This is a genomic window from Poseidonibacter sp. (assembly GCF_041821165.1).
GTDB lineage: Bacteria > Campylobacterota > Campylobacteria > Campylobacterales > Arcobacteraceae > Poseidonibacter.
In genome coordinates, this window is record NZ_JBGUES010000052.1 from 1 (window position 1) to 13,181 (window position 13,181).

A 13,181-nucleotide genomic window follows, 5' to 3' on the forward strand; every position below is an offset into this window, starting at 1 on the left:
AATCTTCAACAGACATTCTTAATGCTAATTTATCTTTTGTAATTCCAGCATTATTAACTAAATAAGATAATTCTCCATCTGCATCTACGATTGTTTTAATTGCAGATGTAAACTCTTCTTCACTTGTAACGTCAGCTTTAATAATTGCAGCTTTTCCACCTGCTGCTTCAATTTCTTCTTGAATTTTTTCAGCAGCTTGCGCTCCACTTCTATAATTAATCCATACTTTTAATCCATAAGAAGCAAGAGTTTTTGCAATTTCTGCACCAATTCCTCTGCTAGCTCCAGTAACTAATACATTTGAACCTGTAAAATTCATTTTTTTCCTTTTATATTTATAATTCTTAATTTTGGTCTATATTATATCTTTAATTTTATAAATTAATATTTATGAAATCAAACGCCTCTTTTATTATCCCAAATTCTTATATGTAATCTATCGCAATATTTATAACCATTTTCTATTGACATATCAATAACAGCTTGGCAATTTTTATTGATTTCTATTGCTGTATCACCCATTGGCATTAAAAAAACATCACACCTTGGAATATCAGCTAAAATATCTTTTATTTCATCTTTTGCAACTTCAAGTGAATCTTTATTTATTACAAATTTTAAATAAGACTCTTTTGTATTTGTAAGAATCTTTTTTAATGTTTCTTTATTTACCCTTTTTTTAAGTGGCTCAAGTGAATTACTTAATTTTACACTCATTGAAAAAAGTATATCTTTTTGGTAGTCATATTCAAAATTTAAATTTAAAGATGCATTTGTTTCAATAGTAACTTTATGACCTTTGTTTATATAATATTGTAATAAGTTTTGAAACTCTTGTTTATTCCAATAAAGTAAAGGTTCTCCACCTGTAATTACAATATCTATTTTATAATTGTATTTTTTCGAAAGTTTATTCACTTCATCTAAAATATCTTTATGTGATTGATATTTTGTCCATGTATCTTTAAATGCATTGTCTACTGCATAATATGTATCACAAGCACATTTTTTAATTCCACTTGGAGTTTCATATTCAACATTAAAACCTTTACATGAAAAGTTACATTTTCCAAATCTAATAAATATTGATGGTGTTCCTACTAATTTTCCTTCACCTTGAATAGTAGGGCCAAAAATTTCATTTATTTCAAGCATAAAAAGTACTTTTACTTTTAGGAGTTTCTAAAAATTCTATATGTGAAACTTTTACATTTAACTTATTCATCTTTTCTTGAACGATTTTTAAAAACCATGCTGATAAATTTTCACTAGTAGGTACAAAGTCAACAATAATATAACTTTCATATAATTCTGTTATATGAGTTTCTTCATCTTTAAAGGCAGTTAAATTTACTAGTTTATAACCTTGAGGAAATGAAATTAAATCTTCTTTATTTATATTTGGCAATAAAGTATTAAATAAAGGGTCATTTATATCTAATATAAATTTATGATCAAGTACATCATCAATAAAAAGTTTAAACCAGTTTAAATGTTTAAAATCTGTAACCATTCCATCTTTTAATTCACTTGCTTCTAAATAAACTAATATTTTCCCTTGATGACCGTGTAAATGTCTACACTTTAAACATGGGTCTAATGAAAATTCTGTATTTAATGATTGTGACCAAACTCTATGACCATAACAAAATTCAAACTCTTTTGAAATTTTCCAGTGCATTAATTTGCCTTATAAGGAATTGGATCTACTGCATTTGCAATTTTAAATCCATTTAATCTTAATCTACAAGAATCACATACTCCACAAGCTTCTTGTTCTTCTTTATAACAAGACCATGTATGTTCAAGTGGAACATTTAATTCTAAAGCTTTAGTTACAATTTGTGCTTTACTTAAATGAACTAAAGGTGTTTTGATTTCTATTTTTGTTTCTTCTTTTGTACCTTGATTTATTGCTTTTTTCATATCAGCTATAAATTCATCTGTACAATCAGGATATCCAGAACTATCTTCTTGAACTACACCAATATACATAGCACTTGCTTCTTCTTTTTCAGCAATTGCAGCTGTAATTGAAAGGAAAATACCATTTCTAAAAGGTACATATGTTATTGGAACACCAGCTTCTACACCATTAATTGGAATATCAATAGTGTCATCTGTTAAAGCGCTTGCACCAATTTGAGTAAAAAATGGTATATCAATTTCATATTTGTTTATAATTTTTAAATCACTACAAATATTTCTAAATGCAGTTAATTCTCTATCTTGAGTTCTTTGTCCATAATTAAAATGAACGGCAATAATTTCATAGCCATCTTCTTTTGCTATATATGATGATAAAGTGGAATCCATTCCGCCACTTAAAATACATATTGCCTTTTTCTTCGAGATATTATTCATGTGTTAAAAAGTCCTTTTTCTTATTTGTAAAGAATTTCCAATTTATTGGAAGAATTTTTATTAAATTACTTGTAGTTAGTTGTTCCACATCTTTGTCTAATATTATCATTGAATTACAAGAACTCAATACTGAAACCATTCCAGGAGATCTTTTTTCTGAAATTTCAAAACTTTCTCCATTGAAAAATCCTGGGATAATTGTAGTTCTACCTTTTCTAAGTGAATAATTGTTTTTTAATTTTGAGTTAATAAAATTCAAATAAACTTCATTACTTCCTGATAATTTTTGAATTAATATTTTTCCTATTACTTCAAAAACTAATGAACAAGCTAGTGGATTACCTGGTAAATTTAAAATAAAAGTATTTTCAATTTTTCCAAATACAGTTGGTTTTCCTGGTTTTATTGCAATTGAATCAAAAATTGTTTTAAAATTCAATTCATTAAAAGCACCTTTTGTAAAATCAGCATCACCAACAGAAACACCACCTGATGTAATAATTAAATCAGCATCTAAAGAGTTTCTAATCAGTTCTTTTATTGATTCAATTGAATCTTTTGCTTGTCCAATAAAATTAACATCACATCCTAACTCTTTTACTCTTGATATTAAACTTGGAGTATTTGAATTATAAATTTGATAATCTTCTATTTTTTCATAATGAAGTTTTAATTCTTCTCCACTTGAAAAGACTACAACTTTTGGTTTTTTATAAACTTTTATATGTGTTTTACCTTGTGAAGCTAATAATGTAATTTGTGAGAATAGTAATTCTTCACCTTTTTTTATTAATATTGTATTTAATTTTATATCTTCACCAATAAATCTAATATGTTGGTATTCTTTTACTTTTTGTATAATTTTTATTTTATTGTTATTAAGTTTTTCAATATTTTCTTTTGGAATAATAGCAGTACAGTTATTTGGAATTCTTGCACCAGTCATAATTTTAATACATTTATTTTTTTGTAATAAAGTAGTATTATTATCACCTGCAAAAATAGTGTCAATTATTTCAAGTTCATTTTCATAATCTTCATAAATAATTGCATAACCATCCATTGCTGAATTGTTAAATTTTGGTAAATTTGTAATTGCTAATATATCTTCTGCAATAATTCTATTTTGAGCATTTTCTATTGGAATTATTTCATAATTTAAATTTGTTTGAATATTTAAAACAGAATCTATTGCTTCTTCTAGAGAAATTGACATTTCATCCCTTTTTTTATTAAAATAAAAACTTATGACAAGTTAGATATAATACCAAAATTTTTTAAAAGTGAGATAAACGATAATGGAATTAATGCAAAGCGCAGTAGATACACATGTTTACACAATATATTTTTTTCTAGCAATTATGCTATTTAATTTTTATTCTGTATCAAGAGAAAAAGATTTCATGACTTTAGCTAAAAGACTAAGAGTTATGACACCACTATATCATCTTACAAATGCAATAGTAATTTACACAGGTACAATTGTTGCATTTTATGCACAGGTAATGAGTATTACAATTTTTTTAATGATACCTGCATCGATATTTTTATTAGTTATTGAAATAAAAAGATATAAAAAAATGAGAGTAATCAAACTTGATAATATTCAAGCTCAAGAAGAGTTTTATAAATTCGCAAAAAAAGTATACACAATAGAAATTATGGTTATTGTTTCTATTTATATAATTAGTAAAGTATTTTAATCATGCAATTTACTTATAGTGTTGAGTCTGGAAGTAATATTTTAAATATTCAAGATGATATTTATAAATATTTAATAAAAGCTAGACGACATAAAATAGGGGATAAAATTTATTTTAGAAATCTAAAAGATGATTTTATTCATCTTTATGAATTAGTTTCTATTGATAGAAGAAGTGCAATTTTTAATCTTATTTCTAGTGAAGAAAAAGTTTTACTTAATAATACATCATTACACTTAGGTTGGTGTGTTGTTGACCCTAAAACGGTTGAAAAATATATTGCATCATTAAATGAAATGGGTGTAGAGAAAATCACTTTTATTTATAGTGAATTTTCACAAAAAAACTTTACAATAAATATTGAAAAACTAGAAAAAATATTAATTAATTCTTCTTCTCAATGTGGACGTTCAAATATTATAAAAATTGAACTTTGTGATAGTATTGAAGAGTTTTTAGAAGAAAATGATGATGTTTACTTCTTAGATTTTTCACATACAAATATTGATGATAAAAAAGATAGTATTAAAACTTTAGTAATTGGTTGTGAGGGTGGTTTTTCTGATAATGAAAGAAAGATATTTGATAAAAAGAATATTGTAGGTTTTAATTCTTCTTTGATTTTAAGGTCAGAAACTGCTATTATATCAGCTAGTTCTAAAATACTTTTATAAAAAATAAAAAGATAAACAAAAGTTTATCTTTTTATCTGTCTTACCAACTTCTTACAATTGAGTGACATCTTGAACATGCATTTAACATATCAGAATATGAATTTGCAGCGTCAATATATGCTTTATTATCTAAGTTAGCTTTTAACTCACTAATATCTAAAGTAATTCTTTTAGCAGAATTAACAGCAACATTAGTCATGTGCTTTTTATTATCAGGTAAGTAATTAGAAATCACTTTTTTATCTGAGAATAATGCATTACCTTCTTCAACAAGTTTAGTACCGCTTTTAATTAATTCAAGATTATTATTTAAAAAACCTTGTTGAATTTGAGTCATACCTTGTTCCATGATTGACATAGATTTTTTCATAACATCTTGAGCATTAGCAACACCAATAAAAAGAGCTGCAGCTAAAATAATTTTACCTATTTTCATAGTTTTCCTTTTGTTTTTTATTGTAAAGAAGTTCTTAATGAACTTCTCTCCATTTACTAGCTTTCCATAGGAATGCAAAAATAGCAAAAATAACCATATAAATTAAGAACTTAGGTCCTAACTCTTCTCTTTGCGCTTTTTTAGAATCACCAACTTCTTCTAAGTATGAAATAACTTGATTTTGTGAATCTTCAGTTAATCCAACTCTTGGCATTGCTGTTCCCTCTAAGTGTTTTTGTGGGTCATTAACAAAAGTTGTTAAGTATTCATGTCCTCTTGATTTAATAAATTGAGATAAATCAGGTGGAATTTTACCCATGTATGACTTGATATTTTCATCAGGTGTAAATGATGCCATTGTACCTTTTTGCATATCAGCATATTTAATAGCATGACATCTTTGACAAGCATCAGTAAATACTTCTTTATTACTCATTTCTTTAGGAGCAATAGATTGTAAATAAGCTACCATATCAGCAATTTCTTGTGGTTGCATCCAAGAATAACCTGGCATTGGGTGAACTCTACCATCAACAAATTTATGAGAAACTTTTGATGCAGTTGCAGGATCTTTAATAAATGCAGCTAAATAATCAGCATTGTATAATTTTCCAGCAGTACTTAAGTCAGGAGGTGTAACACCATATGCAGCAGCAGAGCTAGCATTATCCATAACTTGAGGGAAACCTTTTGCTTCAATAGAGTGACAAGCAGTACAATTTGATGTAACTAAAGTTTCACCATTTGCAGCATTACCTTCTAAACCATTTAAACCATCAACATCTGTAAATTTGAAATCTGCTTTTTCAACGTGTGGGTGCATTTGAGAGTGAGCAAATGGCTCAACTCCCCAATATGTAATAAGCGTTAAAGCTACTACTACTGCTAGTATTTTTAATTCTCTCATTATAATGATCCCCTTTTCTTAGCGTCAATTTTAGTAACGATTGGAAGTATAACAAATAATAAAATAAATGCTACAGCTGCAAAGAATCCAACCCATGCATTTGTACCTGTTGGAGGTAATTTACCATAAACAGTTAATACAATTAAATCTGCCATTAATATCCAGAACCATATAAAGAACGCAGGTCTTTTGTGAGCTGGTAAAATTACAGGATCTCTATCTAACCATGGTAATACTAAGAAAATAGCATTAGCAAATGCAAAGGCAATTAAACCAATATCAAATGCACTAAATCCAGCAATATCAAAGAAGAATCCTCTTAATACTTCGTACGACCATAAGAAATACCACTCAGGGTAAATATGCGCAGGAGTAACCATATTATCAGCAGGATCAAAGTTAACTGGATCCATTGCAAAATTATAATGGAAGAATACTAAATAGAAATAGAAAATTAAGAATACACCTAATACAGCTAAATCTTTAGAAATAAATACAGGCCAGAAAGGAATAACTTTAGATTCTTTTTTATTACCAGCTAAATATTTTTCAGCTTCTTCATCAAAATCAAACTCATCAGAAGATTGATTATTAACATGAGGAATTCTTAAAGTATAGAAGTGTAATCCAATAATACCCATAATAGTAATAGGTAATAAGAATACGTGTAACATAAAGAATCTAGTTAAAGTAGCATCAGCAACATTAAAGTCACCTCTAATCCATACAACTAAAGCATCTCCAATTACAGGAACTCCACCAAATAGGTTAGTAATAACCATTGCAGCCCAGTAAGACATTTGTCCCCATGGTAACATGTATCCTGAGAATCCAGCAGCTGAGAATGTCATAAATAATAACATACCAGAAATCCAAATCATTTCTCTACCTTGTTTATAAGAACCATAGTAGATACCTGTAAACATATGAATATAAATAATTAAGAAAATTACAGAAGCTGCAACACCGTGCATATGTCTAAATAGCCAACCAAATGCAACTTCTTGCATAATTGTATAGTTAACAGAATCAAATGCTAATGCAACATCAGGTTTGTAGTACATCATTAAGAAAATACCAGAAATTACTAATATACCAAAAGTAGTTGCTAGTAATACTCCCATTGCCCATAAGAAGTTGATATCTTTTGGAATCCAATATTCAGTCATCATAACTTTGTTAAGTGTAGTAGTATTTAACCTTTGGTCTAACCACTCACCAACAGAGTTTGCTTTTTCAAACTTTGCCATAAATTCCCCTTACGCCATCATCGCAGCTGCGATTGCTTTGTATTCTGGTCCTTCTTCACCTAAAACGATAGAAGTACCTTTTACACTAAATGCTGGTAGATCAAGTGGTCTTGGTGGTGGTCCAAACACTTGTTCTGCACTAGGGTTAAATTCCCCACCGTGACATGCACATTTCCATTTTGTTTTCTTCCAAGCTGGAATACAACCTAAGTGAGTACATAGACCAATAGCAACAGTATATCTATCAGTACCGATTACTAAATCTCTTTTGTTTTCACCCATTTCAGCAGTTTTTTTAAGAAGGAAAATTGGTTTTCCCCTCCAACTAACAGTTACAGGTTGACCCGCTTTTAATGTACCTATCTCGACAGTTGTAAAACCACCTGCAAGTACACTAGGAAGTGGATCCCATGCTTGTTTCATACCAACAAGTGACGCAGCACCACCTACTGCAGCAACTGCAGCAAATGAGTAACCAAGAAAATCTCGTCTATTAGTTTTATTAGACATAATTTGGCTTCCTTTTTTTTTAAATTAGAATGCAATATTATATTACTAAATTACTTAAATAGCATTGACCTAGGTCATAAATGAAAAGTGTTTAAAAATTTTGTGAAGTTACTACACAGTGAAAAGATAAAGTTTATTAAATGAGAAATTATTAGAGAAACTTATGCTTCTCTAATAAATTTTACAATTTCAGATTCTATATTTTCTTTATCGATAATAGAATCATGATTTATTTTTGCAGTAAATAAATCTTTAATACTTTGAGGTAAATTAGCATTATATTTTGATGAAATTTCATCTAATGCTTCTTTATCACTGTATTTTGTGTCATTATTATTTAATGAATTTAACACAGTTGGTGAAAATTTTGTCCATTCTGCTGTTGAATATAATACAGTTTTTAGGTTTTTTTCTTTTAAATTTTCATAAGCTTTTAAACAAGTTGCAGTATGAGGATCCATTAAATATCCTTCATCTAAAAACTCTTTTATTATTTTTTGACCATAATTATCATCTGAATTTACAGCAGAAAAATATTTTTGAAGTTTTTTAGTTTCATCTTCTGTCATAGTGAAAATATTATTGTCGTTTAAGTCTGTCATTAATTCTTTAGTTCTTTGTGCACCATATAGTGAGTAAATAACTCTTTCAATATTTGATGATTTTAAAATATCCATTGCAGGTGATTTTGTTAATTTTAAATCTTTTCCTCTAATATCATAAATACCTGTATTTATCCATTGAGTTAAAATATTGTTTTCATTTGAAGCTACTAATAGTTTTTCAATTGGAACACCCATATTTTGAGCATAGAATCCACCTAAAACATTTCCGAAGTTTCCACTTGGAACTATTAAATAAATTTTTTCTCCAAATGTAATTTCTTCTTGTTTAAGAAGTTGAATATATGACCAAAAGTGGTAAATAATTTGAAATATAATTCTTCCAAAGTTAACAGAGTTTGCAGCTGAAAGTTTTATACCATCATTTTGTAATTCTTCTTTAAAGCTATCAGAAGCTAAAAGACTTTTTAATGCACTTTGAGCATCATCAAAGTTTCCTTTTATTCCAATTACTTTTAGGTTTTTCCCATCTTCACAAACCATTTGTAATTTTTGAACATCACTTGTTCCACCATCTGGATATAAACAAGCTACTTGGATATTTTCTTTATTTTTAAATGTATTTAATGCAGCTGGTCCTGTATCTCCAGAAGTTGCTGCTAAAATTAAATATTTTTCATCTCTTTTTTTTGCAATTGAAGATAAAATTGAACCAAAAGGTTGTAATGCCATATCTTTAAATGCTCTTGTTGGTCCATGATATTGTTCATGTACAAATAAGTCATTTTTAACTTTTACAACAGGACATGGGTTGTTTTTATCATCAAAATTATCATATAAATCTAAAGCTTTATTAATTTCACTTTCATCAATATCAATTTCAAATGCTTTTAAAATATCAAAAGCTAACTCTTTATAAGATTTATCTTTATGATTTAAAATAAAGTTTTCTTCTAATACAGGTAGTTCTTTTGGTACATATAATCCACCAAATGAAGCACTTGGGTTTAGTATTGCATGTGAAAATGTTGCTTCAACTGGTTTAACACCATCATTTCCTCTAGTTTCTACAAAATTCATAATTTTCCTTATATCTTATCGTTTAATAATTTATTCATATCAATGCCATTATTTGGATTATCTTTTCTTAAAAATTGAGTTCCAATTCCATCACTTGTGAATAGTTCAAGTAAAATTGAATGTTCAACTCTTCCATCTATAATATGTGCTTTATTTACACCATTACAAATAGCATCTACACATGAATCAACTTTAGGAATCATTCCACCTGCAATTGTTCCATCTTTTTTATAATTTTCTACATCGCTTTTATCTAAAGAGTTTAGAAGTTTACCTTCTTTATCTAATACACCTACTGTATCTGTTAGGAATAATACTTTTTGTGCACCAACAGCAATTGCAATTTGTGAAGCAGCAACATCAGCATTTATATTAAATCCTGGATGATTAGGTTCAGCACTATCAGCAATAGGAGCAATAACAGGAATAAAACCTTCTTTTATAAGATTATTTATCATTTCACCATTTACTTTTGTAACAACACCCGTATATCCAAACTTGCCATTATCTTTTGGTTGTGCTTGAATAATTGCTGAATCTTTTCCAGAAATTCCAATAGCTTTTGCACCATGGTGATTTAATAAAGATGTAATATTTTTGTTTATCTCACCACTTAGTACCATTTCAACTATTCTCATAGTTTCTTCTGATGTAACTCTATGACCATCAATAAACTCTGATGGAATTTCTAATTTTTCTAATAATTCAGAAATTCTAGCACCTCCACCATGTACAATTACAGGTTTAATTCCTACAAGTGATAGTAAAGCTATATCTTCTGCAAATTTTTCTTTTAATTCAGGGCTTGTTTGTGCAGAACCACCATATTTAATAACAATAGTTTTTCCATAAAATTTTCTAATATGAGGAATTGCATCAAGTAGAACTTGAACTTTTTGATGTTTCTTTTGCATTTATATTATCCTAAGCTGATTTTTAAAATGTTGCATTATATCTAAAACAATCTTATATGATAAAAATTGTTATATTATTAGTTAAAAGCTGTAAATATATTAAATTATAACGTTTACTTCTGTATGATACTTTATGAAAAAATATTTAGCTCTAAAAGCCAGCGCTGGTTCTGGAAAAACATTTGCCTTAACGGTACGATATATTACACTTCTTTTATTAGATGCAAAACCTAATGAAATTTTAACTCTTACATTTACTAATAAAGCTGCAAATGAAATGAGTGAAAGAATTTATAAAACTTTATTAACTTTAGGTGATGATGAAGCATATTTAAATGCGATTATTTCTGAATCAAAGTTAAAAAAAGAAGATATTCTTGGTAAAAAAAATATACTTATAAAGTCATTTTCAAATGCAAATTTATCTATTTTTACTATTGATAAATTTATAAATAAAATATTAAGAGAATTTTGTGGTTATGTTGGTGTGTCTGATGACTTTGAAATAAAAGTTGATGATATAGAAAGCTTAAGTATGAAGTTTTTACAATCATTATCTTCATCACAATTTGATACATTAATTGATTTTTCTATTTATGAAAAGAAAAAATTTAATTCTATTTTTGAATTATTTAAAAATCTTTTAGAAAAAAATGAAACAATTGATATTGTAAATATTGATGTTAAATTAATAAATCTACAAAAAGATGAAGTATTACAAAAAGCATATAAAATAAAAGAGTTTATTCAAAACTGTCCAAATGCATCTGCATCTGCTGTAAAAGCAGTTGATTTTAATAAATTTGACGAATTATTTACAAAAACATGGTTAAGTAAAGATAATGCCTGTGAATATTCTTATTTTAAAAAGTGTTCAGATGAAACACTTGAATTATATTTTCAAGATGTAAAAGAGCAAATAGCTTTATATTATAAATTAAGGGCAGGGTATAGTTTAAGTAAATTATTCGAATTATATTTAATGTTTAAAGAGTTTAAATCAAGTTTTAATAAAAACAAAAACTATTTAGAGTTTAATGATATTTCAAACTTAGTATATGAACTTTTATCATCTGATAAAATAAATAATAAATTTTTGTATTTTAGATTAGATTCTAAATTTTCACATATTTTAATGGATGAGTTTCAAGATACATCATTATTACAATATAAAATTATAGAACCAATGATAAAAGAAATTATGTCAGGAAATGAAAATGAATTTAAATCATTTTTTTATGTAGGTGATATAAAACAATCAATTTATAGATTTAGAGGTGGAAAACGAGAACTTTTTGATTATGTTGCAAATGATAATAAACTTTTAGAAGTAGAGGTTTTAAATACAAACTATAGATCAAGTGAAAATATCATATCTTATGTAAATTCACTTTTTAATAACTTACCATCATATGAATATCATGACCAATTATCAATTAGAAAAGGTGGCTATGTTGAAGTTTTAGAAGATACTGCTTTAGATGAAGATGAAAAGTTTGTAAATGTAGCAGCTAAAATTGCTTCATTAATAAAAGAGGGTGTAAATTCAAATGATATAGCAATATTAACATATACAAATGCTGATGTTTTAAGTTTATATTATTATTTAAAAGATAAATTTCCATCACTTAAAATTACTACTGAAATGACATCAAAATTAATTAATCAAGAAAATGTTCAAGCAATAATAAATGCTATTAAATATCTTTATTTTAAAGAAGATATTTATAAAGAAAATTTAAATGCCTTAATTGGAAACAAGGTTCTTACAAAACTTAATTTAAATTTTGATTTAGATAAAAAATCTGTTCAAGAATTAATTTATGAAATATCAACTTATCTAAAAATTATAGATGAAAATGTAATCAAGTTTATAGATGTTTGTTCTACATATAATAATATTGTAGACTTTGTTTATGAAGTAGATAAGATGGATGCTATTATGGAAAATAGTGAATCTTCTGGTCTTCAAATCTTAACAATTTTTAAATCTAAAGGATTAGAGTTTAATACAGTAATAATGCTAGATAGAATTAAAAGAAAAAATATTGATAAATCATCGCTATTATTTGAATATGATAGTGTAAATCTAAATAATATTTTCTATAAAATTAAAGGTTATGAAAACTATAATAAAGAGTATGCAAATGCACTTAAAAAAGAGAAAAAGCTAAGTTTAGAAGATGAAATAAATATTTTATATGTAGCTCTTACACGTGCTAAAAATAATATGATTATATTTAAAAAAGTTAAATCTTCTGTTTTTGATATCTTAAATATGGGAATTATAAAACAAGGTACTATTATTCAAAGTATAAATGCCTCAAAAAATTATGAAAAAAAAGAAAAAGTTTTATATACAGCCTTGCCTTTAGGTACACAAGAAAAACAAATAGCAAAAGAAAAAGATAGTGATAAAAATCGATTACACTCTAAGTATTTTGGTATTACTACACACTTTTGTTTAGAAATGATGAGTGAATTTAATATAAATAGTTTAGATGAATCAATTAATTTAGCAAAAACTAGGTTTTCTAATTTTTTAAGTCAAAAAGATTTTGATGATATTAAAAATAGAATTACTCTTTTAATACAGAATGAGCAGTTTTCATCTTTATTAAAAGATTCAGAGTTTATATCAGAGCAATCACTTGTTTTTAATGGAGAAATTAAGATAATAGATTTACTTTTATATAAAGAAGATAAGTATTATATCTTCGATTATAAAACTACAAAAGATAAATCAAATGAACATATAAAACAAGTTAGCTACTATAAAA

Annotated in this window: 14 protein-coding genes; 3 read left to right on the forward strand and 11 right to left on the reverse strand. The window is 26.7% G+C overall.

What is annotated here, in order from left to right:
- The 5 genes from ACERKK_RS05960 to ACERKK_RS05980 all read right to left on the reverse strand — a co-directional run.
- On the reverse strand, window positions 1–319 hold a 319-nt coding region (locus ACERKK_RS05960; RefSeq protein ID WP_373772170.1), incomplete at its 3' end, for an SDR family NAD(P)-dependent oxidoreductase.
- A gap of 77 nt (window positions 320–396) precedes the next feature.
- Window positions 397–1,155, reverse strand: coding sequence for a 7-carboxy-7-deazaguanine synthase QueE (locus ACERKK_RS05965; protein ID WP_373772171.1), 759 nt, complete (start codon window positions 1,153–1,155; stop codon window positions 397–399).
- Window positions 1,148–1,681 carry a 6-carboxytetrahydropterin synthase gene (locus ACERKK_RS05970; RefSeq protein ID WP_373772172.1) on the reverse strand — a complete coding sequence of 178 codons (534 nt, stop codon included), beginning with the start codon at window positions 1,679–1,681 and terminating at the stop codon, window positions 1,148–1,150. The genes ACERKK_RS05965 and ACERKK_RS05970 overlap by 8 nt, the downstream gene beginning before the upstream one ends.
- Window positions 1,681–2,364 carry a 7-cyano-7-deazaguanine synthase QueC gene (queC, locus tag ACERKK_RS05975; RefSeq protein ID WP_373772173.1) on the reverse strand — a complete coding sequence of 228 codons (684 nt, stop codon included), beginning with the start codon at window positions 2,362–2,364 and terminating at the stop codon, window positions 1,681–1,683. The genes ACERKK_RS05970 and queC overlap by 1 nt, the downstream gene beginning before the upstream one ends.
- Window positions 2,357–3,580: a molybdopterin molybdotransferase MoeA gene (locus ACERKK_RS05980; RefSeq protein WP_373772174.1), complete on the reverse strand. Its 1,224-nt coding sequence runs from the start codon at window positions 3,578–3,580 to the stop codon at window positions 2,357–2,359. Before ACERKK_RS05980 ends, queC begins: the two co-directional genes overlap by 8 nt.
- Window positions 3,581–3,671: 91 nt before the next feature.
- On the opposite strand from ACERKK_RS05980, the gene ACERKK_RS05985 reads away from it, so the two are divergent.
- Both ACERKK_RS05985 and ACERKK_RS05990 read left to right on the forward strand, forming a co-directional pair.
- On the forward strand, window positions 3,672–4,067 hold the full coding sequence (locus tag ACERKK_RS05985) for a hypothetical protein (protein WP_373772175.1): 396 nt from the start codon (window positions 3,672–3,674) through the stop codon (window positions 4,065–4,067).
- 2 nt (window positions 4,068–4,069) lie between these two features.
- A complete protein-coding gene (locus ACERKK_RS05990) occupies window positions 4,070–4,741 on the forward strand; it encodes a 16S rRNA (uracil(1498)-N(3))-methyltransferase (RefSeq protein ID WP_373772176.1) in 672 nt (223 codons plus the stop codon).
- 40 nt (window positions 4,742–4,781) lie between these two features.
- Here the strand turns inward: ACERKK_RS05990 and ACERKK_RS05995 are convergent, their stop codons facing one another.
- The 6 genes from ACERKK_RS05995 to argB all read right to left on the reverse strand — a co-directional run bounded on the left by ACERKK_RS05995 (window position 4,782) and on the right by argB (window position 10,401).
- Window positions 4,782–5,177 carry a hypothetical protein gene (locus tag ACERKK_RS05995; RefSeq protein ID WP_373772177.1) on the reverse strand — a complete coding sequence of 132 codons (396 nt, stop codon included), beginning with the start codon at window positions 5,175–5,177 and terminating at the stop codon, window positions 4,782–4,784.
- Window positions 5,178–5,211: 34 nt separating this feature from the next.
- A complete protein-coding gene (locus ACERKK_RS06000) occupies window positions 5,212–6,084 on the reverse strand; it encodes a c-type cytochrome (protein WP_373772178.1) in 873 nt (290 codons plus the stop codon).
- Window positions 6,084–7,334, reverse strand: coding sequence for a cytochrome bc complex cytochrome b subunit (locus ACERKK_RS06005; protein WP_373772179.1), 1,251 nt, complete (start codon window positions 7,332–7,334; stop codon window positions 6,084–6,086). Before ACERKK_RS06005 ends, ACERKK_RS06000 begins: the two co-directional genes overlap by 1 nt.
- A gap of 9 nt (window positions 7,335–7,343) precedes the next feature.
- Window positions 7,344–7,844 (reverse strand): Rieske 2Fe-2S domain-containing protein, encoded by a 501-nt coding sequence (locus tag ACERKK_RS06010; RefSeq protein WP_373772180.1) that lies wholly within the window; start codon window positions 7,842–7,844, stop codon window positions 7,344–7,346.
- Between the two features lie 161 nt (window positions 7,845–8,005).
- Complete coding sequence (gene thrC, locus ACERKK_RS06015) at window positions 8,006–9,487, reverse strand: threonine synthase (RefSeq protein WP_373772181.1); 1,482 nt, start codon at window positions 9,485–9,487, stop codon at window positions 8,006–8,008.
- An 8-nt stretch (window positions 9,488–9,495) separates the two neighbouring features.
- On the reverse strand, window positions 9,496–10,401 hold the full coding sequence (gene argB, locus ACERKK_RS06020; protein WP_373772182.1) for an acetylglutamate kinase: 906 nt from the start codon (window positions 10,399–10,401) through the stop codon (window positions 9,496–9,498).
- 133 nt (window positions 10,402–10,534) lie between these two features.
- Between argB and ACERKK_RS06025 the strand changes: the two genes are divergently transcribed.
- A partial coding sequence (locus tag ACERKK_RS06025; protein WP_373772183.1) for a RecB-like helicase occupies window positions 10,535–13,181 on the forward strand: 2,647 nt, incomplete at its 3' end.